Genomic DNA, 22,144 nt, shown 5'->3' on the forward strand with positions numbered 1-22,144 from the left:
CTGGAAATGATGATCAGTCCGAATTCTGGTGTGAAATTCATAGTGCCCGCTGCAGCGAAGGCGCCGTTATCAAACTCGCCCCTGGTGAACTACGCGTTGCAGGGGCTTGAACGCTGCTGGTTGCCTGCAGAGCGTCGTTGGTCGCATGTTTATCACCTCGACCGGCCCGCTTCGCCGAACGAGTCGCTGCCGCATAGCGACGTGTTCTACACTCTCAACGTCTTGCTTGGGATGTCGCGGGTCGCGAAACTTCCGGCTGATATTGATCTCCCGGAGATCTTCTATCGAAATGCCATGAAGCTTACCGCGCTCCCCGTGCGCAAATATGCGTTCGGCATGGCGCTGTGGGCCGCCGCCGAGCTCCGCCTCCCGATTCCGGAGCCAGTCAGGCGAGAGTTGAAAGCGGTTCTCTCGGATCAGTCGCGGTGGCACGCTTTCCGGGCGCAGGATCTGGGCATGCTGCTGACGGGTGTCATCGCCCAGGCGAGGGAGGGCGAGAAGGAGTGGCTATGCTTCGCCGGCCCGCTCTACCGTTTCCTGAAGGAACGTTTCCATGGCGATTCCGGATTGTTCTTCGACGCGCCGTCCGGTTTTCGTCGCCGTTTCGCATCATTTGCGACGCAAACCTATCTCTCCATCGCCTGCTATCAGTACGGCGAATTCACCGGCGATGCGTCCGCGCTCGTCATGGCTGATACTTGCGTGCGCGATCTGATTGCGCTGCAAGGTCCCCAAGGTGAATGGCCGTGGTTCTTCGATGCGACGAGCGGCCGCATCCTCGATTTCTACGAGATCTATTCGGTCCATCAGTATGGAATGGCCCCTGCGCTGCTGGAATGGGCCGAGCGCTTTGGACGACGGGGAGCGCGGGAAGCGCTGGTCAAGGGATTCAACTGGGTACTCGGTCAGAACCGGCTGGGCCGGACCATGCTCGTGCCTGAACTGAACCTGACGATCCGCTCGCAGGTCCGCAAGGGTGAACTGACGACCAAGGCGCCGCGGGTGTTGCGCGCGATCAAGAACGTCTGGCGCGAGAGCGGGGGAGAGCTGATCGACCGCCAAAATGTGGGCGTTCGGCTCGAGTGCCGCAGTTACGAGCTCGGTTGGATTTTGTGGTCATTCGGTCGGCGTACCGACCTGCAGGATCTCAGTCACAACGTCGCGTTCGAACAGCCAGCCGGCCCGGTCGGCGGCGTGCCGCAGCGCAACGGCAGCGCGCTCGGCTAGCGATTCCAGACAACCGTGCCCTCTCTCCGGAGCAGGGCCAGCATCCTGGTCGTTCGATGGCTGCGAACCGCGCAGAGAACGGCAATCGCTTTGAGGCGCGCGCTTATCCCATGGAGGCGTCCGCTCGTCAGTACAGTGATGGCGCCGACCGCCGGTGATACCAGGACGAGCAGGGCCGTGGCAAACCAGCGCAGCTGCCAGCCGCGCGCGGCCTGTGCGGTGTTGCGGTAGTGCGCGATTTGGCGGTCCCATTTCGCATACAGCTCTCGAAGCGAGCGGCGCGCAGGGTGGAACACGATCATCCCGGCAATGTAGCGAAATTCGCAGCCGGCGCGGATGGCCATTTGTCCCCATTGCATATCTTCCGCGAACTGAATGCCCGGGAAAGGTCCGATCCTCGCAAAGTCGGCGCGGCGAACCGCCAGATTTGCCGTGACGGAGTAGCCGTGCTTGGTGACGTACAAGCGATTGCGAAAGCCAAAAACGCTTTCATAGGCTTCGATCGCGGTGAAACGCCCTTCGGCGGCAGGCCTGATGCGAACCTCTCCGCCAAGGATCGTCGCCGCCCTGGCTTGCTGGAACGCCTCACGGATCGCGGTCAGCCAGTCCGGATGAGCCCGGCAGTCGGCATCCACAAAAGCGAGGATATCGCCTCTCGCGCAAGCTGCGCCTGTGTTTCGCGCCGGGCCCGGACCGGGAAGCGCTTCGTGCTCCAGCCTGACGCCGGAATGGTCGGCAATGACGTCTATCGGCGGTACGGTCGAGCCGTTGTCCACCACGATGATCTCGAACAAATCCCGTGACAGGGTCTGCGCATCCAGGCTTCGCAGACAGGCTTCCAGGGCGTCAGCCTGATTGAGGTGGGGAATAATGACCGAGATCATTTTGGTGATTCCCTATTTAATTCACGTTGGCCTGCGGCATATCTGCCGGCGCGCTATTTTGGCGTCTCTGAAGGAGGTTGATGCATTTAATCCTTGCAATTAAATGGTAGACAATTATTATCGTTATTATAATCTTAAATGCAACTTAAACAAATTGCGTTTCGGAGGGTCGGTTCAAATGCGTGCATCGTTCCTGGCCTGCCCCATCGACCTGCTGACAATGGCGGAAACCGTCGAGCTCGCGCGCGGCGCCATGCGTTGCCGCCGACGGCTGCAGCATGTCGCGTTGAACGTTGCCAAATTTGTCAATATGCGATCGGATCCCATGCTCGCGGCCGATGTCGCCAATAGCGACATCGTCAGCATCGACGGCATGGGGATTCTCTGGGGTGCCCGAGCCCTAGGGCTGCCGGCAACGTCCCGAGTCGCCGGCGTCGATCTCCTGGCCGAGTTGCTCGCGGTATGTGCGCGGGAAGGTTACAAGCCCTACTTCCTGGGTGCCACCCCCGCCGTCCTGCAGCAGGCAATGCAGCGCGCGCGAGAGAGATATCCCTCACTCGTCTTCGCCGGCTGGCACGATGGTTACTTCAAGCCGGAGCAGGAAAGGGAGGTCGTGCGGGACATCCAGTCCAGCGCGGCCGATTGTCTCTTCATTGGCATGCCGACACCACGGAAAGAGCGCTTTCTCGCCGCCCATCGTGACGAGCTCGGCGTACCCTTTATCATGGGCGTGGGCGGTGCGTTCGATATCCTTGCAGGCACCGTTCGGCGCGCGCCGGCGCGGATTCAGGGGCTGGGCCTCGAATGGCTTTACCGCATCTATCAAGAGCCCGGGCGGATGTGGTGGCGATACGCCACAACGAACACGCTGTTTGCGGGCATCCTGCTGCAAGCGCTCGCCAAGCAAGCGATAGGGCATACATTTGGCACGCCGGGCGCCGTGCCGCCCGGCCCGAGCCGGATCGGAGGGTGAGACGTGCGCAAGCATTTTTTCATCCTTTTGGGAACCCGACCAGAAGCCATCAAGCTCTTTCCGGTCATCAACCGACTCAAGGCCGAGAATCGCAAGGACATTTCGCTAACGATCTGTGCGACGGCACAGCATCGACAGCTGCTTGATCAGGTCCTCAAGCTTGCCAAGGTAGTTCCGGATTTTGATCTGAACGTCATGACGGCCAATCAGACGCTGGATCATCTAACGGCCCGGTTGCTCGGAGAAGTCGGTGAGCTCCTCGACAAAGTGAAGCCTACCAGGGTTATCGTCCAAGGCGACACGGCGACTGCCATGGTCGGCGCGCTGGCGTCCTATTACCACCGGATACCGGTCTCGCACATCGAGGCGGGACTGCGCAGCGGCGACATCTTCGCTCCGTGGCCCGAGGAGGTGAACCGCAAGATCGTCGGGTCGATCGCCGATCAGCATTTCGCGCCGACAGAGCGCGCTGCCCGCGCGCTGCGCTCTGAGAACGTCTCGGACGACCGCATCCACGTCACCGGAAACACGGTGGTGGACGCGCTCATCCTCGCGAAAGCCATGGTCGAATCCGATCCGGGGCTTTCGTGCCGCTGGGACGGCATCAAGAAGCGACACGGCAATCGGCGCATCATTTTGGTGACCTGCCACCGCCGGGAGAATTTCGGCGGCGGTGTCGTCAACATCGTGAACGCGTTGGAGACGATCCTGCAAAGGGAAGACGTTGCTGTGGTGCTCCCAGTGCATCCGAATCCGAACGTCCGCGACTTGTTCGCGTCCCGATTGTCGGATCACCCAAGGGTCGTCCTCATTTCTCCTCAGGAATACACGGACTTCGTGAGTCTGCTCTCGTTGTCCCATTTGGTCCTGACGGATTCAGGTGGCGTGCAGGAAGAGGCCCCCACCTTCGGCAAACCAGTCCTGGTGATGCGCGATACGACCGAGCGTCCTGAGGGGGTGGAGGCCGGGACGGCGCGCCTGGTCGGCGCGAACTACGACAAGATCGTTGCCGAGACATTTCGCTTGCTCGACGATGACGAGACTTATGCCGCCATGGCCCGTTCGCATAATCCGTTTGGTGACGGGCACGCGAGCGAGCGTATCGTGAAGGTGCTTCTCGATGCCTGAATTTCAGAAGATCAATGTCGTTGGACTTGGCTATATCGGGCTCCCGACCGCAGCGCTGATTGCGAGCCGGGGAATGCAGGTAGTCGGCATCGACACAAACGAGCGTATCGTCGATACGGTCGCATCCGGAAAGATTCACATTGCGGAGCCCGATCTCGATGGTCTCGTTTCCAAGGTCGTGTCGAGCGGTGCCCTGACGACCGCCACCAAGCCGCAGCCTGCGGACGTCTTCATCATCGCAGTGCCGACGCCGATCGACCGCGAAAACCGTCCAGACCTTTCAAGCGTTAATGCCGCAGTCGACCAAATCGTCGACATCCTTGCGCCGGGTAATCTCGTCATCCTCGAATCGACATCGCCGATAGGGACCACCGAAGCCATAGCAAAACGTATCGTCGAACGCAGGCCGGATCTGCACATAGGCGTCAACGGCAAGGAAGACGGAGCGATCTACGTCGCCTACTGTCCAGAACGCGTGTTGCCGGGACGGATCCTGACCGAGCTTATCAACAATGACAGGTGCATAGGGGGCATTACGCCAACATGCACGCGGCGTGCTCAACGCTTCTACAAAATGTTCGTTCGCGGCGCCTGCGTCGGGACCACAGCGCGGGCAGCCGAGTTGGTCAAGCTGACGGAAAACGCGTTCCGCGATACCAACATAGCATTCGCGAACGAGCTCTCGTTGATTTGCGACAGGTTCGACATCAATGTCTGGGAGGTGATCGACATCGCCAACCGCCATCCTCGCGTAAACGTATTGCGGCCAGGACCGGGAGTAGGCGGGCACTGCATTGCGGTCGATCCCTGGTTCATCATCGACTCCGCACCAGACCTCGCTCGGGTGATGCGAACGAGCCGGGAAGTCAACAACGCCAAAACTCAGAAGATCATCGAACGTACAGAGGCGCTGATCGACGATCATCCCTATGCAAACGTCGCTTGTTGTGGATTGACCTTCAAGGCCAATGTCGACGATTTGCGTGAGAGTCCCGCCATGGAGATCGCCACGCATCTCGCGGCAAAGTACGGAGAACGAGTCAAGGTCGTTGAGCCGAACCTTCGCCGCCTGCCGCCTCAGTTGGCCGATCACCGTGTCGCTTTCGTGAACATCGAGGAGGCTCTGCGCAGTTGCGAAATCGCGGTTCTCCTCGTCGATCATGACGAATTCAAGATGGTGCCCCTATCGGAGCGCCGACATCTCGACGTCATAGATACCCGGGGCATATGGCAGGACATGCCAGCGCGGACCTAGTGCCCGGCGTGAAGTGATCGTCGGCAATGGGATGATTTGAGGCGTATCACCTGGATGCATCGAGGTTAGCATGCGAGACAGTCAACTGGGAATCGGCGTCGTGGGCTGCGGTTATTGGGGACCCAATCTCGTTCGCAATTTCTCCATCAATCCTGCCACCCGCGTCGTCGGCGTGAGCGACCTGCACCCAGGCAGGCTCGGCGCGATGAAGCAGCTTTACCCGGCGATAGAGACGACCTCTCGCTACGAAGATTTGCTGAAGGACGTCCGTATCGATGCAATCGCTATCGCCACGCCGGTGCATACGCACTACGAGCTGGCAATTGCGGCGTTGAGAGCCGGGAAGCACGTTCTGGTCGAAAAGCCCCTCGCGCCGAGCGCTGAGCTCGTGACCCGCTTGATCGAAGAGGCAGATCGGCGTGGGTTGACGCTCATGGTCGATCATACCTTCCTCTACACGCCGGCGGTCCAGAAGATCCGGGAGCTCCTGCTGAGCCGAGAACTTGGCGACATTTACTACTACGACAGCACGCGCGCGAGTCTCGGGTTGTTCCAAAAGGACGTAAATGTGATCTGGGACTTGGCGGTGCACGATATCTCGATCATCCACCATATCCTCGATGAAGCGCCGATCGCGGTCTCGGCAACCGGCTCGTGCCACGTTGTCGGCTCGCCGGAAAATATGGCGCATATCACGCTGTTCTTTGCCAACGCATGCGTGGCCCACGTCAGCGTCAATTGGCTGTCGCCCGTCAAGGTGCGCCAGACTTTCATCGGTGGCAGCAAGAAGATGATCGTCTACGACGATCTCGAGCCGACCGAAAAGATCAAGGTCTATGACAAGGGAATTACGCTCGACGCGCCTCCCGAAGATGCACATCAATTCCGGATCGGATATCGCGCCGGCGACATGTGGGCTCCGCATATCTCGACTATGGAGGCGCTACAGACCGAGGTCGATCATTTTGTCGATTGCATCCGCACCGGTGGCCAGCCGATTTCCAGCGGCATCTCGGGACTCCACGTGATCGAGGTTCTGGAGGCGGCATCGTGCTCGATCGCAAAGCAGGGTGCGCCCGTCTTGCTGCGCGAGCCTTACGGAACCCGGCAGCGCGCCAGAGCGATAGCATGACGCGCGCGGCGATCCAGCTCACCTGACCGACATGACAGACGACGCAATGAAGTCCGTGCAGCGCTCCATTCTGTTCTCGGCGCTCGACCGTTACGTCGGCCTGCTGCTGGTCTTTGTTGTGACCGCCGTGCTTGCCCGTTTGCTGTCCCCGGAAGAGTTTGGCATCTATGCCGTCGCGAACGCCGTCACGTCCATCATTGCGGCCTGCTTCCAGGAATTTGCGGGCGCAAGCTATCTGATTCAGAAGCGAGAGTTGTCGCGCGCGAGCGTGCAGACCACGTTCACGATTACCCTCATGATTTCGGCTGCCACGGCTTTCGTGCTGTTCGTGTCTGCCCAGCCGATCGCGCGCTTCTTCGAGCTGGACCGCTTGGGCCGAGGGATCGAGGTTTCCTCGCTAAATCTTCTCTTGCTGCCGTTCTCCGGAACCATAGCCGCATTGTTCCGTCGTGAGATGCAGTTTGGCGTGCTCGCAATCTGCAATCTGGCGGCTGGTACGACGATCGCTGTCGTTTCGGTCGGCCTCGCAATGGCCCACTTCAGCTACATGGCCCCGCTCTGGGGAGGGGTGGCCGGCAACGGGGTGCTGGCCGTGATGCTGCTGATATGGCGGAGAGATTTCGGTGCGATGCGGCCATCCTTGATCGATTGCCGAGAGATCGTCGGTTTCGGCCTCTACTCGGGCGCGGTGAGCGTCGTAAATGTGTTTTTTGGCCTGGCGCCGCAGCTGTTTCTGGCCAGAGTGCTCGACTTCACCGCTGTCGGCCTTTACAGCCGCGCGACCGCCTCGACACAGATATTCGACAAGCTGGTCACGCAGGTGATTAGTCCGGTCGTCATGCCGGCAATTGTTGCGCGAAGCAAAGCGGGTGGTGATCTCAAGGCCGTCTATCTCGAGGCCATCCAGCTGCTCTCCGCCGTGCAGTGGCCGTTCCTGGTCTTTATGGCGATCATGGCGCGGCCGATCATTCTGATCTGGCTCGGCCCGACGTGGCTGGAGATCGTCCCGCTGGTGCAGCTGCTCTGTATCGGAAACCTTGCGCTTTTCGCGGCGTGCCTGACCTACCCGATGTTTGTTGCGGTCGGAAGGGTTCAGGATGCGCTGATCTCGTCGTTGATTTCGCTGCCACCATCACTTCTGGTCATCTTGGGCGCCTCGTTCCTTGGCGTGCACGCCGTTGCTGCATCCGCTCTTGTGACATTGCCATTTCAGGCGTTGGTTGCGTTCTATTTTCTGGGACGACAACTCGGCCTTCGGCCCGCCGAATTTGTACGCACCCTATGGAGAAGCGGAGCTGTAACGGTTCTGGTGATTGCCGGTGTGTCTATTTGCGCGGCGCTGACGGAAGCTGGAGGCCTTACCTCGGGTGCTGGGCTGGCGTCAGCCTTTTCCGTCGCTGTGCTCTGTTGTTGGCTTGGACTGATGGTCACTGGGCACCCGCTCCTGCAGCAGTTTCACTACGCCGCAGCCGGCTTGGCGAGAATGGCGCCGGGGCTGTGGCCCTCGCGGACGGCGCCATAGCGGTTCTACGACATCATTCGGAGTGCGCGATATGCCTATCACACAAGACGTAGAACTTGGTCGCGATGTCCGCATCGTTCACCCGGAACTGGTCAATCTGTACGGTTGCACGGTGGGTGATGAGAGCAGGATCGGAGCTTTCGTCGAAATCCAGGCGGGAGCAAAGATTGGCGCGCGGTGCAAAGTATCATCGCACAGTTTCATCTGCGAAGGCGTCACAATCGAGGACGAAGTGTTCATCGGTCATGGCGTGGTGTTCACGAACGACAAATATCCGAAGGCAACGACCGCGGATGGTCGCCCTCAGCAAGCTTCTGACTGGACATTGGAGCGCACTCGTGTCGGCAGGGGGGCTGCCATCGGTTCCAACGCCACAATCCTATGTGGTGTCACGATCGGCGCGGGAGCGACCGTCGGCGCGGGCTCCGTCGTGACGAGGGATGTTGCCCCGGGTGCCACCGTCGCCGGAGTACCCGCTCGGACCATGTCCGCAGTCGGAAGCAGGGCCACCGCCGATCGTGCCTCCGTCCGCCGGTCTTTCGGGCTAGATTGAATTAACCGAATTTATTTTCTTGAAAATGGCGCTTGATTAAATATTATAATTCGAGTTAATTATTTAATAACGGTTGCTCCAATCCAAGGTTTGAATCTTGATACCCTTCCTGGATCTGAAAGCCCAATACTGTCAAATCAAGCCGGAAGTCGACGCCGCCGTGGCACGGGTCGTCAGCAGCGGGCATTTTGTGCTCGGGCCGGAGGTGGCGGCGTTCGAGGGACGTTTTGCGGAATATTGCCGGACTGCGCGTTGCCTCACCGTGAATAGTGGAACCTCTGCGCTCCACCTTGCGCTGTTGGCGGCGGGCGTCGGGCCGGGCGATGAAGTCATCACCGTGTCCATGACCTTCGTGGCGACAACCGCGGCGATACTCTACAGCGGCGCCAAGCCGGTTTTTGTCGACGTTGACCCGGTCACGTGGACGATGGATCCCGGTCTGATCGAGGCTGCAATCACACCTCGAACCAGAGCCATTGTGCCGGTTCATCTCCATGGATTGATGGCCGACATGGATCCCATCATGTCGATTGCGCAACGTTACGGTCTGGTCGTCATTGAGGACGCCGCGCAGGCGCACGGCGCGGAATACCGAGGACGCCGCGCAGGTTCGATCGGAGATCTGGGGTGCTTCAGCTTTTACCCAGGCAAAAATCTGGGGGCGTTCGGCGAGGGTGGGGCCGTCGTAACCGATCGGCCTGAATTTGCGCACCGCGTGTCGCTGCTGCGGGACTGGGGGCAGGAGACAAAATACGACCACGTCATTCCCGGATACAATTATCGCATGGACGAGATCCAGAGTGCGGTACTGAATGTCAAGCTGGACTACATCGAAGGCTGGACCGAGGCCCGCCGATCGATCGCAGAACGATACAACGAGCTACTTTCCGAGCTCCCATTCGCGCGTCCGCGACCGCCCTCGTACTCCCGCCACGTCTATCATGTCTATTCGATCAGATTGCAGCGTCGCGACGACGCGCTCACATTGTTGCGGGAGGCAGGCATAGGTGCAGGGATTCACTATCCCATTCCGGTGCACCTGCAGAAGGCCTATGCCGAACTCGGCTATCGGGCCGGTGATCTGCCGGTAACCGAGATGCTTGCGAACGACTTTCTCTCCCTTCCCATTTATCCGGAGCTGCTGCCGGACCGGGCGACCGAAATTGTCTCCACGTTGAGGAACGCCGGAGCATTGCGCCCCAGCGAAGCCGCCGGCAACCGGGCGCAGCAATCACAAAGCTTCACAACAAGGTCCTGCAACAGGAGGGCGTCTTGATTGAGCTCAAGGGAAAGCGCGTTCTGATCACTGGCGGGGCAGGGTTCATCGGCTCCCACATCGTCGATCAGCTCTGCGATGAGGGTTGCATCGAGATCGTTGCGCTCGACAACATGGTCAGAGGCCGCCCCGAAAATCTCCGGCGTGCGCTCGGTCGTGGACCGGTGAGACTGGTTCACGGCGACATACGCGATCGCAAGCTGATGGAAGCCTTGGTGAAGGCTGCCGACATCGTGTTTCACCAGGCCGCACTCCGCATCACTCATTGCGCGGCGGAGCCGCGCCTGGCCAAGGAGGTCATGGTGGACGCCACCTACGACCTCCTCGAGCTGTGCATCAAGCACGATATCGAGAAGGTCATCGCAGCCTCCTCGGCGTCCGTATACGGCCTGGCCGAGGAGTTTCCGACGACCGAGCGGCAAAATCCGTACAACAACCGGACGCTATACGGAGCGGCCAAGGCGTTCAACGAAGGGCTGCTGCGGGCCTTCAACGACACATGCGGCCTCGACTACGTGGCATTCCGATATTTCAACGTCTATGGCAGCCGCATGGACATCCACGGACGGTACACCGAGGTCCTGATCCGCTGGATGGAGCGGCTTGAGGCCGGGTTACCTCCCGTTATCTTTGGTGATGGCCGTCAGACGATGGATTTCGTTCACGTCCGTGACGTCGCGCGCGCCAACATCCTTGCGGCCAGGGCGAAGATTACCGACGAGGTCTTCAACGTCGGGAGCGGTACTGAGACCAGCCTGACGCAACTGGCTACGGTGCTTGCCTCGGTGATGGGACGCCGCGGTCTGACTCCCGAATTTGCGCCTGAGCGCTCGGTGAATCCGGTGCCGAGACGGCTGGCATCGACAGGAAAGGCCGATCGTCTGCTGGGGTTCCGCACCACGGTTTCGCTCGAGCAGGGGCTCGCCGACCTCGTGAAATGGTGGCGATCAGAACGCGAACTCCCTTCGGATCGCCAGCGGCAGGTGGCGGCATCGTGATCCCGATCGCAGTTCCGTTGCTTGCGGACGAAGAAGCTGACGCTGCGCGCGCCGTGGTGCTGTCGGGCTGGGTATCGCAAGGTCCGCAGGTGGCTGCGTTCGAAGAGGAGTTCGCCGCACTTGTCGGCGCTCCGCACGCCTGTGCCGTCGCGAATTGCACGACCGCCCTGCACCTTGCCTTGGCCGCGCTGGGTATCGGCAGCGGCGACGAGGTGATCACGGTCAGCCATTCTTTCATCGCGACAGCGAACGTGATCCGATATCAGGGCGCCACTCCAGTTTTCGTCGACATCGAGCCCGAGACGTACAATTTGGATTGCGCTCGGCTGGCTGAAGCCATCACCGAGCGCACACGCGCGATCATCGCGGTGCACCAGATGGGCATGCCATGCGACATGGCAACGCTCATGGCCGTGGCGCGTCGTCACGGGATCGCTGTGATCGAAGATGCGGCTTGTGCCGCCGGATCGCAGATCTGCATGAACGGGCAATGGGAGGCGATCGGCAAGCCGCATGGAGACATTGCCTGCTTTTCATTTCATCCGCGAAAGGTGATCACGACTGGTGAGGGGGGAATGCTCACCACTGCCGATGCCGAACTCGATCGCAAGTTCAGGCTTCTGCGTCAACACGGGATGAGCGTTCCGGATATCGTGCGTCATGGTTCGCAGCGTGTCATTTTCGAGGAGTACGTCCTCGTCGGCTACAATTACAGAATGACGGATATGCAGGCTGCGATCGGGCGCAAACAGCTCGAGCGACTTCCGCAGCTGATTGCGCGGCGGCGCGCGCTGGCATCCCGTTACGCCGAACTGCTTGGAAATATTGAGGGGCTGCGGTTGCCGTTCGAGCCGGCGTGGGCACGATCGAACTGGCAGAGCTACTGCGTACGCTTGCCCGATCGATTGGATCAGCGGGCGACGATGCAATCGCTGCTCGATCAGGGCATCGCTACGCGCAGGGGCATCATGTGCTGCCATCGCGAGGCGCCCTATGCCGGCGCTGGGTCGCGCGATGATCTGCGGCAATCCGAGCTAGCTCAGGATCACGCGATCCTGCTTCCACTTTATGCGCAGATGGACTGCGCGGACCAGGATCGTATCGTAGATGCGGTGAAGGCTGAACTTGCCCGCTCAAACCGCGCTGCCACCGTGGCGGGTCATGTATCTGTCTGCCGGGATATCTTATGAGTCGGATCTGGCGCGGCCCTTTCTGATCGAGGGGCCGCCGACTTTGCGGATAGCACCGCAGAGATTCGTGCCCGATCGTTGTCGTCTTCGGCGGAAGCCAGGCCCATCCAGCGCCGGTATTTTCGCTGCACTTTATAGTTGGCAAGGCTGGCCGAGCATCGGCCGGCGTCTGCCAATCGCTGGCTGGTTGAGGGCTTGCTGCGTAGGGCATGTAGATAGGTTTGCTCTATCGTTCTCGCCGCCTGCGCGAGGCTGAAGCGGTGCTCCACCAGCCGCCGCCCGAATCCGCCAAGTTCCTGACGGAGCGACGCGGAGGCGAGAATGGTCTCGAGAGCCGATCGAAGTGCGCTGGCGCCGGCGCCACGCGAGCCCTTGCCCAATCCGTACCAGCCTTGTTGCAGGAAGGTCGGCGCACTCTCGGGTGTCAACAACTCGCTGAACCCGTCTTCACCAACGACCACCAGCGGCTTTCCAAAGGCCATTCCGCGCAGCGCCGAGCCACCCTGGCCAATGATGACGTCCGCGGCAGCATAGCCAGGGCGCGGATCGGACATCTCGCCCACCAGTACGACGGCGTTCCGGCCGACTAGCGAGTTAATTCTGGCCGCACGCGCTTCGACGTTCGGTCGCGCCGGTCCATTACCAATGATCAGCAACCGCACTGGCAGGCCGTCGAGCGCGATTTCGCCGACAGCATCGCACGCAGATAGCAGCCCCTCCAGTTTAAGGTTCGGCACAAGTCGACAGACCATCGCTATGACGACCTCGTCCGGACCAATATTGTGAGCCGCGCGAAAGCCCGTGCCATCGACGAGGGGGTGGTCGGACTTCGTATCGACTGGCGGCTCGAGCAAGGTAACATCCTGATGTCCTGCAGTGATCGCAGCGCGACGGATCATCTCCGTGCCCACGGTCAGGGGAACGCTGCGCGGCAGGAAGGAGGGGACGGACATCGACATGACCGTTCCCACCACGGCAGCCCTCGTCGATAGTCCAACGCTCAGAAAAGCCTCAACAATAGGGGGCCATTCATGACCGTGCACCACGTCTACGGTGCGTTCGTTGACGATGCTGCGGAGCATCTGGCCAACACGAGGCGAGGGGCGGGCCCGATGGCGAGGAATTTCAATATGTCTGAGGCCGGTCTCCCTTATTCTGTCTAGAAGAGGGCCAGTCTCTGCCGCCACGGTGACCTCATGACCGAGGTCTCGAACCGCCTCGGCGAGCTGGACTGCGTTGAGCTGTGACCCTCCCAGTTCCATGGAATGGGGATAGACCAGCACCTTCATGCGATGGGATTCTCCGGGTGTCGCGCCAAAGCGCTAAGAGACCAACCTGACATTGCTGAGAACCATATCGCGATATAATCTAAATTTAAATCATAATAAATGTCGACCGGTCCGGATTTGGTTATATAATCTGCGTGAATTTAAACGCGAGACCCGCTTTTGACCCTCACCGGGACCCCAATCCGATGAACGAGCATGCAGCACGGCACGTGGCGCGCCAAGACGGCCGTCACCTGCCTCGCCTACTGGTCGCGATTGCAAGCCATGGAACCTCGAATGACCGCTATCTCGAGCGGGTCATCCGGGAATACCGGTCGATGTCCCTCGTCGTTGATATCGTCGTGCTGTCGAACATCGACAAGCGCGCGAGAACGGGGGTGGAATGCATTGTTGGCCTACCCGACAGAAACCCGTGGTCCCTGCCGTTCGCGCACAAGAAGCTGTTTGCGGAACGTCGTGACCAGTACGATCTGTTCATTTACTCGGAAGACGACATTCTGATCACCGAGAGGAACATCCGCGCCTGGCTGGATGCAACGTCGTTTCTATCTCCAGAAGAAGTTGCCGGGTTTCTGCGGGTTGAATTCGGCGAAGACGGCCAGCGTAACTATCCTGATATTCACGCGCACTTTCACTGGGATTCCTCATCGGTCAGGCGGCGCGGCGACTATATTCTCGCGCATTTTACCAACGAGCACGCCGCCTGCTTTGTCCTTACCCGGGAGCAGCTAGGCAACGTCCTACATTCGGGCGGCTTCGATGTAGCTCCGCATCAGGGAAAGTACGATCTGGCCTGTACGGCCGCGACGGATCCATACACCCAATGTGGTTTGCGGAAACTGGTGCCAATCTCACACCTGGAGGATTTCACCGTTCATCACCTCACCAACCGGTACGTCGGCCGGATGGGGATCGGGGAAGAAGAAATTGGCAGGCAGAAGGCAATTTTGCTGCAAATCGCGGACGGCCGCCGCTCGCCCTACTCGTTGCTCCCGACGGAAACGCGCCTTCGCCGCGCTAGCTTTTCCAAGGACTATTATGAACCTGAATCCGAGGCGACGATCGCGCTCGTGCCGGCATCGGCGCGCAGCGTACTTTCGATCGGTTGTGGGTCTGGCAAGACGGAAAAGCGGCTGCAGGCGCGAGGACTGCACGTCACCGCGATTCCGCTCGATCCAGTGATCGCAGCCGGCCCCGCCGGGGACGGGATCGAGATGATCTACGCCGATCTGGACAGTATCGACTCCAATCGCGACACCTACGACTGCGTTTTATGTCTCAATCTGTTGCACCTCGCTCCGGATCCGCAAAAGCTGCTTCTGAGGCTGCGATCGTTCATGCACGAGCAATCGCTCGCAGTGATCCAGATGCCCAACACGATGTCCCCAAGGGGCATTCGGTCTTATCTCGGGGCGAGTCTCCGGTCCGGGCGCTCCAGCGGCTACGAGGCAGTGGGTGCTCATTTCGCTTCGGGGCGCAAGCTGGCGAGTTGGTGCGTCGATTCAGGCCTGCGAATCGAAGCGATGTTCGGAGTTCCGGCGGATCGTGGTGATGGATTGTTTGGCATGACCTCCCGGCTGGGCGAGTTCGCGCCGAGGTTTGTCTCGCTCGGGCTTGCGGCTTCGATCATCGTGACCGTCTCCGGCGGAAGGCCAGGCACTGACGGGGTCACCGAATTCACGGCCTCGTCTCAGTCAACTCGCCCGGCCGGCGAGGTCCGGTCCGGTTAAAATGGGTGCCTCATTTAATTGCGGTTCTATATTAAATGTTATATAATCATGAAGCGGCAGAAAGATCATTTCGCGTGAGAAATCGATGATTTCACTTGGGGCAACGACGATCGGCGATCGGCTTGCCGTCCTTTCGGCCAGAGGCCCCGGTTTTGATCAGATACGACTTGTGGCCGCACTCACGGTGGTTGCTCACCATGCCTGGTGGGGAACAAACGACGTCCTCTACCGGTTCAGCGGCGGGTTCATCCAGTTCGGCCTGTTTGCAGTCGTTATTTTCTTCTGCGTCAGCGGCTTCCTGCTGGCGCCTGGCCTGGCCCGATCTGGCGATCTCGTCCGGTTCGCCGTAAACAGGTCGTTGCGTATCCTGCCCGCACTCTTCGTCGTGGTCATCGCGTCGATGTTCGTGCTGGGTCCAGCCCTGACGACCTATTCGCTAGCCGACTATTTCGGCAGCGCCGAGCTTTACCTGTATCTGAAGAACGCCGTTACCCTGATGTCCCACTACCTGCCCGGCGTGGTGCGGCATGGACACGAAGTGCAGGTCAACGGACCGCTATGGACGCTCAATATCGAGGTCTGGTCCTATGCGGTGCTGGCGGCGATGAGCGTGGCGGGCTTTCTCCGCCGACGGGCGCTGACGATGATCACTTTCGCCCTGGTATACTTCATCTATGTTGGGCTGGCGCTTTCGCCATCCCTGCACGCGGCCTGTCCGCAGCGGCTCTTGGATTTCATCGGTCTCTTCGTCTACTTCATCGCCGGCACGACCCTCTACCTCTACCGTGAAAGTATCCCGTTCTCCGGAATCGGGGCCGCGGTCGCCGTGGGAGGCGCGCTGATCGGTCTTGCGAGCGGGTTGGGCGCGGTGGCGATGCCGCTGTGTATACCCTACGTCGTGATCTGTCTCGGGCTCTCCGAGGTCGCCAGTCGCGTGCCACTCAAGCACGATCTGTCCTACGGCGTATACCTGATCCATTCACCGGTCATATTGGCGCTCCTGACGCTGTTCGATCTCGCAGCCGGCTGGCCGTTGGCCTTGCTGTCGGCATCCGTGACTCTCGTTCTGGCGTATGCCTCCTGGCGATTTGTCGAAGCGCCGGCGCTGAAGCAAAAGGTGTGGGTTTCGCGTTGGCTGTCGTCGCACATTGCAGGGCTAGGCAGCCGACGAGGCGTTGGGACTGAGGCCGCGGTGCGCCGTGATGAGCCCGGCAACAATCTGACAGGAACAATCGAGGCCGGTGCGGCGGAGTGAGACCAAACCCGCACCTGAGCTCAGGTTCGAGGGTGATAGCGCGACGAGCGGGCCGCAGTTTCTTTGAAAGGAGCAGAGTCGCTATGAGCAGCGCGTACCATGATGACGAAGGTCCGCACTCGGATCGGCAGCTGGACCTCTCCATCATTGTCGTAAGCTACAATACCCGCGACATGACGCTCGACTGTCTGGCGTCGATCGCCGCTGAGACAATGGGTACGAGGTATGAGGTCATCGTCGTCGACAATAATTCGTCCGACCAGTCAGCTGCCGCAATTGCCCGTCAATTCCCTGACATCAGGCTGATTGCCCTAAACGACAACATCGGCTTTGCACGCGCCAACAATCTGGCTGCAAAACAGGCGCGCGGCCGACGATTGCTTCTGCTCAATCCAGACACCATTATTCTCGACTGCGCGATCGATGTTCTTTTTGAGTTCGCCGAGGCCAATCCGTCATTTCACGTCTGGGGCGGACGCACCCTGTTTCCGGACGGCAGTCTCAATCGCACCTCGTGCTTTCGAAGAATCAGTTTGTGGAATTTGTTCTGCTTCGCGCTGGGGTTCACCTATTTCGGTCGTCGCAGTCCGATTTTCAATTCCGAGGCCTATGGCGGATGGGACCGAGATACCGCGCGGCACGTCGACATCGTTACAGGTTGCTTTCTGCTGATCGACCGGCTGGTGTGGGAGAGGCTCGGCGGGTTCGACCCCACATTCTTCATGTACGGAGAAGAAGCAGACCTCTGTCATCGCGCGCGGTCGCTCGGTGCGCGGCCCGCGGTCACGCCTGAAGCGACCATCGTCCACTATGGCGGGGCATCCGACGTCGTGCCTGTCGACAAGAGGGTGAAGGTTTTCAAGGGGAGAATCACCCTGATCAATCGGCATTTCGGCTGGCCGGCACGGACGATCGGGCAGGCTTTGCACCTGATCGTGCCGCTTACACGCCGGTACGGTTACGGCATGGCAGCCGCCCTGGCGCGGAATGCGGAATGGCAAAAGAACGCTGTTTATTGGGAAGCCGTCTGGAGGCGTCGGCGAGAGTGGGTTGGCGGTTACGAGGCACCGAGGGTCGAGCCGGCATGAGAGCGTCGGGTTGTTTCCGGCGAGAAGAGCGATGAGATCAGATAGCCTAGAAGGACAGCGACGGAGTTGGCGAGGAGCCAGGGGGCTCGCGCTTGGCCATATGCGCTGGGGCGGGATTGTGCTCGAAGCTGCCCGTGTAGCGGTTGCGGTCGCAGCGCTCCAGATTCCGGCGGCTGCTGTGGCAGCCGAGCCGAACGGCGCATCCAAGCTGGCATTCGCCTCCCAATGGCCGGACGCAAGCAACACGGGGCCGCCTCGTGATCTCGTGCTGAAGCCGTCCGGTCCCCTCACGATTGCCGTTTCCGGCACGACGATTTCAGGACTGGACATTCAGGGCGGCGTCGTCGTCAACGCCGATAACGTGACCATCGAGATGTCCCGCATCTCGGCTAGCGCTTGGGCCGTTATCAAGATCGATCCGCATCGGACAGGAGTTGTCGTCAGGGATTGCACGATCGACGGCCAGGGTGCTGGTCCCGATGGCAATGGCAACCAGGGAATCATGGGACAGGGTACGTTCCAGCGCAACAACATCTCGAACGTCGAAAACGGCATCGTCCTGACCGGCAGGGACAATCTGATCGAACACAATTTTATTCACGATCTCAATGCCGGCGGGGCGCCACATTACGATGGTATCCAGATCGATGGCGGCATCTCGGACACGGTCATCCGGCAAAACACGATCATCAATTCTCACGGCGCTGCCGGCGCTATCATGATCGACAACGAGTTTGGCCCGGTCTCCAACATCGTCATCGAAGGCAATCTTCTCGCTGGCGGCAGCTATACGGTCTACTCGGACGCGAAGTTCAACGACAATCCGATCTCGGGTGTTTCGATCACCGACAATCACATCGGCTCGGGGCAGTATGGGCCGACCCTGTTTCGGCGAAACCGGCCCACCTATCTCAGAAATGCGACCGACGGCTGGCGCCTGGTGCGCAATCTGGACTTTGGCAGCGTCGCGGCGCAGGAGGCCATCAGATGAAGCGCCGGCGTGCTCCGCACCAACTCAAGCGCTTGTCGGATCTAATGGCTTGGTCCGGCCTGTCCAGGGAGACAGCCTCATGAGCTATCCTGGCTATGCTCTCCTCGCGGGGCAGCCGCGTATCCGCGCGACGGCGGCCGGATTCCATTCGACCATTCTCCAACGGGGCAGTCTGGCCGTCCCGCTCCTTCTGATGGGCATCGTATTGCCGTCGGGGCTCCAGGTGCTGATCGCCGGGGCAAAGCTAACGCCGACCAGGATATGCCTTCTGGTCCTGCTGCTGCCGGCGGTTGCGCGGCTATTGCAGCCGAGCCGTCGGCTCCTGCTGTCGGACGGGCTCGCGGGGACGCTTGCGCTTGCCATGGTGGCGGCGGCTGGTTACGCCGCCGGACCTCAATCGGCGTTTTCTGCTGTTGCAGAGGCTCTCGACTTTGTCGGAGCATACTTTGTTGCGCGAGCCTTCGTTCTGGAGCCGTCGGCGGTCCAGCAGTTCATTCGTCTCATCAAGGCATTCACGGCGATTGCGATATGCGTTGCGCTAGTGGACGTGTTGACGGGGCATTGGATCGTCCGCGAGATCATGGCGACACTCATGCCGCAGCCTGAGGCGTTCGTGGACGACGGCACGTCGAGCGCAGATGGAGTACGAGCAGGTCTGCGACGCGCAATATCGACGTTCGATCATCCTATTCTCTATGGCGTGTTCTGTTCGCTGACTGCGGCCATCGTGCTGTTCTCGGCGACAAGTGCCATCAAGCGTCTGTCGTGGGCGTGTCTGTGCCTATTCGGCGGATTGCTGTCGTTATCTTCGGCCGCTGTCTTGGGGATGGTCGTCGTCATGTCAAGCTACGCCTACGAGCGGTTGTTGCGCCGCTGCCCGTGGCGATGGCCTCTGCTTTGGACGGGAGCGGGCATGTTCCTCCTGGCCGTCACCGCTGTGACGAATAACCCTCTCAGCTGGCTGCTGTCCCACGCGACACTGGAGCCTCAAACGGGATTCTATCGCCTCATGATCTGGGACGCCGTCTCGGCGCAGGTGTGGCAGTCGCCTCTGACGGGAGCCGGATTCGTGACGTTCGGCTATTATCTACTCGATCGCACAGTCGACAGCGTGTGGCTGGTCACGAGCCTTCATTACGGCGTACCGGTCACCATCCTGCTGATCGTTTTGAATCTCTCGGCGGTATTGCCTGTGCCCGGGCGCCGCCCAAGCGGGATTCAGACGGGGTTTACGATCGCTTGCATGGTGTTCCTGTTCACGGGTTTGACGGTGCATTTCTGGAACTACATGTGGACGTTTTGGGGCGTTTGCATCGGTGTGCGTGCTTCGCTTAGGGAATGGCAGATGTTGGGAGCGCAAGATGAGCGAGTTTGACGTGGCATCATCGCCGATTGGCGGCATCAAGGGACGTTTGCGACCTTATGTCTGGTCATTACGCAGCGGGCTTCGGACGATCCGTTTCCTGTTCGGACGATTTGAGAGGACCTGTCCGGTATGTGAGTATCGAGGCAGATTTTTCGCGTACGCAAATCCGCTGGCATTGGGAATCAACTTCGACTCGCTCTGTCCGAATTGTCTGTCGCACGAGCGACACCGTCTGTTGGTGCTTTGCGACGCCGAGCAGGGCCTGTTTATGGGCAAGGATATCCTCCACTTCGCGCCCGAGAAGGGGCTCACGGAGTATATCAAGGCGAGAAAGCCGCGAAGTTACGTCACCTGCGAGTTCGGAGGGAAGGGCGCTGATTTCGACATCAATATCGAAAAGATAGACCTCGAAAGTGACAGGTTCGATCGGATCATCTGCTGCCATATCCTCGAGCACGTCAACGATCGCTTGGCCATCCCCGAACTCTTTCGGATCTTGCGTAAGGGCGGGACGCTGATCGCGATGATCCCTCTCATCGAGGGATGGCAAGAAACGTTCGAGGATCGATCGAGGCAGAAAACAGAAGAAGATCGTATCCTGTATTTCAACCAGCATGATCACGTCCGCTTCTTCGGTCGTGATTTCCGACGCCGGCTCGAACGAGCGGGCTTCGTCGTCGACGAGTATACGGCGGTCGAGCCTCAAGTTGCGCAATATGGTCTGATCCGCGGCGAAAAAGTATTTTTGTGCCGGAAGACTTAGGCCAGGCAGTGCTTTGACGTTGCCCGGCGAAATCGGGCCGCACCGCTTTGTCACCTAAGCCCATTTACGAAGTCATCTTGCATCGCCTCTGGCTTCGCCGGTAGGCGCGCATCTCAGCCAACGGAGCAGCACGACAAATTCGAGCTGATGTCTTGCCGCTGTCTGCTGCAGAGGACATTCGCGCGTCGTATTTAATAATGCGCGTCGCTGGCTATTTATACATTCGATGGTTTATTTAATGTGCGTCGACGTTGAGCGGGGCCGATCTCGGAGTCGCTCGACCCGTTGCAACGAGCCAGCACGAAAGAATTTTTCTGTGAAGTGTGGCGCGCGCATGTTTTGCGGTCGTTTGATCGCGGCTAAAACGAAATCGCTTTTAATTTCCGTAACGTAGATTTCCGCGCTGTATTTCCGGAAACAGGAATCTGGCGGCGCTTGTGGCGAAATGACCTTGGCGGAGCCGTGGTCTTGTCAAAAAAAGGCCGTCTGCAGACGACCATTAACGCCGCACAAGCACGGCACCTGGCGTATCTCGATCACCAATTAAATCGAGGGCGCAAACTCGCAATAAGCACTGGTGTCAGTTAACGGGGATAATACAGAGAAGACGGAGAAACTGTTTTGGCAACGACAACGAATGCATGGCCTGACGCGACGAACACCGGGGTGCCGGCGGGGGTAACGCTGACTCCTTCTGGAGATGTGGTCATCACGCAGGCGGGAGCGGTGGTCTCCGGACTCAACATCACCGGCAGCGTCTACATCAAGGCGGACAATGTGACGCTTGAGAACTGCAAGATCACGTCCGGCGGTTGGGCTGGGGTGACCATTGATTCCGGAGCTACGGGCGCGGTGGTCCAGAATTGCACCATCGATGGTACCGGCCGTGCGCCGGATGGCACTGGCAATCAGGGCATCATGGGAAGCGGCACGTTCATCGGGAACAACATCTACAACGTGGAGAACGGCATCGTTCCCGGCAGCAACTCCGTCATCCAGGGCAACTACATCCACGATCTCCAAGCGGGCGGATCGCCTCACTATGACGGCATCCAGATCGACGGTGGCCTCTCCAACATTCAGATCACCGGCAATTCGATCATCAATCAGTGGGGATGGACCTCCGCGGTCATGATCGACAACGACTTCGGGCCGGTCTCGAATGTCACCGTCACCAATAACCTGCTGACTGGTGGCGCCTACACCGTATACGCGGATTCCAACCTGGGCACCGCTTCGATTACCGGCGTGTCGTTCACCAACAATCACATTGGCGGCGCGCAGTATGGTGACGCGTTGATCCGCGGGAATAACTCGGTGTTCTCGGGCAACTACACTGACGGCGCGGCGCTGGCGTCGGCGCTCAATACGTCGGCAAACAGCGGTACGACGACGACCTCACCGACGATGCCCCCCGCAACGCCCGAAGTCCCGGCAGCGCCGAGCATCGCATCCTGGTCACCCGATACGGGCAAGACTGGCGATGGCATCACTGACGCCAGTCAGATCACCCTGCACGGTACC

19 protein-coding genes are annotated in these 22,144 nt (G+C 59.8%); 17 read left to right on the top strand and 2 right to left on the bottom strand.

The features are described from left to right. Window positions 1-6 precede the first annotated feature (6 nt). Window positions 7-1,227 (top strand): hypothetical protein, encoded by a 1,221-nt coding sequence (locus XH81_RS26865; RefSeq protein WP_049801692.1) that lies wholly within the window; start codon window positions 7-9, stop codon window positions 1,225-1,227. On the opposite strand, the gene XH81_RS26870 is transcribed toward XH81_RS26865, so the two are convergent. Further along, window positions 1,224-2,111 (bottom strand): glycosyltransferase, encoded by an 888-nt coding sequence (locus XH81_RS26870; protein ID WP_028143642.1) that lies wholly within the window; start codon window positions 2,109-2,111, stop codon window positions 1,224-1,226. The two genes, XH81_RS26865 and XH81_RS26870, sit on opposite strands and share 4 nt — an antisense overlap. 178 nt (window positions 2,112-2,289) lie before the next feature. Between XH81_RS26870 and XH81_RS26875 the strand changes: the two genes are divergently transcribed. The 9 genes from XH81_RS26875 (at window position 2,290) to XH81_RS26915 (ending at window position 12,138) form a co-directional block, all read left to right on the top strand. After that, on the top strand, window positions 2,290-3,084 hold the full coding sequence (locus tag XH81_RS26875; protein ID WP_038974206.1) for a WecB/TagA/CpsF family glycosyltransferase: 795 nt from the start codon (window positions 2,290-2,292) through the stop codon (window positions 3,082-3,084). Between the two features lie 3 nt (window positions 3,085-3,087). Next, a complete protein-coding gene (wecB, locus tag XH81_RS26880; RefSeq protein ID WP_028143643.1) occupies window positions 3,088-4,212 on the top strand; it encodes a non-hydrolyzing UDP-N-acetylglucosamine 2-epimerase in 1,125 nt (374 codons plus the stop codon). Continuing rightward, on the top strand, window positions 4,205-5,467 hold the full coding sequence (gene wecC, locus XH81_RS26885) for a UDP-N-acetyl-D-mannosamine dehydrogenase (RefSeq protein ID WP_038970402.1): 1,263 nt from the start codon (window positions 4,205-4,207) through the stop codon (window positions 5,465-5,467). The genes wecB and wecC overlap by 8 nt, the downstream gene beginning before the upstream one ends. 70 nt (window positions 5,468-5,537) lie before the next feature. Continuing rightward, window positions 5,538-6,599 (top strand): Gfo/Idh/MocA family protein, encoded by a 1,062-nt coding sequence (locus XH81_RS26890; RefSeq protein WP_038974205.1) that lies wholly within the window; start codon window positions 5,538-5,540, stop codon window positions 6,597-6,599. A 31-nt stretch (window positions 6,600-6,630) separates the two neighbouring features. Further along, a complete protein-coding gene (locus XH81_RS26895; RefSeq protein ID WP_038974204.1) occupies window positions 6,631-8,121 on the top strand; it encodes an oligosaccharide flippase family protein in 1,491 nt (496 codons plus the stop codon). Window positions 8,122-8,152: 31 nt separating this feature from the next. Then, window positions 8,153-8,674, top strand: coding sequence for an acyltransferase (locus XH81_RS26900; protein WP_038970400.1), 522 nt, complete (start codon window positions 8,153-8,155; stop codon window positions 8,672-8,674). 97 nt (window positions 8,675-8,771) lie between these two features. Continuing rightward, window positions 8,772-9,950 carry a DegT/DnrJ/EryC1/StrS family aminotransferase gene (locus XH81_RS26905; protein ID WP_028143647.1) on the top strand — a complete coding sequence of 393 codons (1,179 nt, stop codon included), beginning with the start codon at window positions 8,772-8,774 and terminating at the stop codon, window positions 9,948-9,950. After that, window positions 9,947-10,948, top strand: a complete 1,002-nt coding sequence (locus XH81_RS26910; protein WP_028143648.1) for an NAD-dependent epimerase/dehydratase family protein — start codon at window positions 9,947-9,949, stop codon at window positions 10,946-10,948. Before XH81_RS26905 ends, XH81_RS26910 begins: the two co-directional genes overlap by 4 nt. Then, entirely contained in the window at window positions 10,888-12,138 is a 1,251-nt protein-coding gene (locus XH81_RS26915; RefSeq protein ID WP_049801691.1) for a DegT/DnrJ/EryC1/StrS family aminotransferase, read from the top strand. Before XH81_RS26910 ends, XH81_RS26915 begins: the two co-directional genes overlap by 61 nt. Here XH81_RS26915 and XH81_RS26920 read toward each other — a convergent pair. After that, window positions 12,108-13,427 (bottom strand): glycosyltransferase family 4 protein, encoded by a 1,320-nt coding sequence (locus XH81_RS26920; protein WP_049801690.1) that lies wholly within the window; start codon window positions 13,425-13,427, stop codon window positions 12,108-12,110. The genes XH81_RS26915 and XH81_RS26920 overlap by 31 nt on opposite strands. A gap of 185 nt (window positions 13,428-13,612) precedes the next feature. Between XH81_RS26920 and XH81_RS26925 the strand changes: the two genes are divergently transcribed. The 7 genes from XH81_RS26925 to XH81_RS26955 form a co-directional block, all read left to right on the top strand. Beyond that, on the top strand, window positions 13,613-15,157 hold the full coding sequence (locus tag XH81_RS26925; RefSeq protein WP_049824231.1) for a class I SAM-dependent methyltransferase: 1,545 nt from the start codon (window positions 13,613-13,615) through the stop codon (window positions 15,155-15,157). A gap of 85 nt (window positions 15,158-15,242) precedes the next feature. After that, window positions 15,243-16,412 carry an acyltransferase family protein gene (locus XH81_RS26930; RefSeq protein ID WP_080670223.1) on the top strand — a complete coding sequence of 390 codons (1,170 nt, stop codon included), beginning with the start codon at window positions 15,243-15,245 and terminating at the stop codon, window positions 16,410-16,412. 83 nt (window positions 16,413-16,495) lie between these two features. Next, complete coding sequence (locus XH81_RS26935; protein ID WP_028143650.1) at window positions 16,496-17,500, top strand: glycosyltransferase family 2 protein; 1,005 nt, start codon at window positions 16,496-16,498, stop codon at window positions 17,498-17,500. Window positions 17,501-17,618: 118 nt separating this feature from the next. Beyond that, complete coding sequence (locus tag XH81_RS26940) at window positions 17,619-18,491, top strand: right-handed parallel beta-helix repeat-containing protein (protein WP_173015861.1); 873 nt, start codon at window positions 17,619-17,621, stop codon at window positions 18,489-18,491. A gap of 79 nt (window positions 18,492-18,570) precedes the next feature. Further along, entirely contained in the window at window positions 18,571-19,866 is a 1,296-nt protein-coding gene (locus XH81_RS26945; protein ID WP_049824233.1) for an O-antigen ligase family protein, read from the top strand. Beyond that, a complete protein-coding gene (locus XH81_RS26950) occupies window positions 19,853-20,620 on the top strand; it encodes a methyltransferase domain-containing protein (protein ID WP_080670225.1) in 768 nt (255 codons plus the stop codon). Before XH81_RS26945 ends, XH81_RS26950 begins: the two co-directional genes overlap by 14 nt. Window positions 20,621-21,241: 621 nt before the next feature. Continuing rightward, a partial coding sequence (locus tag XH81_RS26955; protein WP_271596421.1) for a right-handed parallel beta-helix repeat-containing protein occupies window positions 21,242-22,144 on the top strand: 903 nt, incomplete at its 3' end.

Origin of the sequence: Bradyrhizobium sp. CCBAU 25360, assembly GCF_028128695.1 — a bacterium.
Taxonomy (GTDB): Bacteria; Pseudomonadota; Alphaproteobacteria; order Rhizobiales; family Xanthobacteraceae; genus Bradyrhizobium; species Bradyrhizobium ottawaense.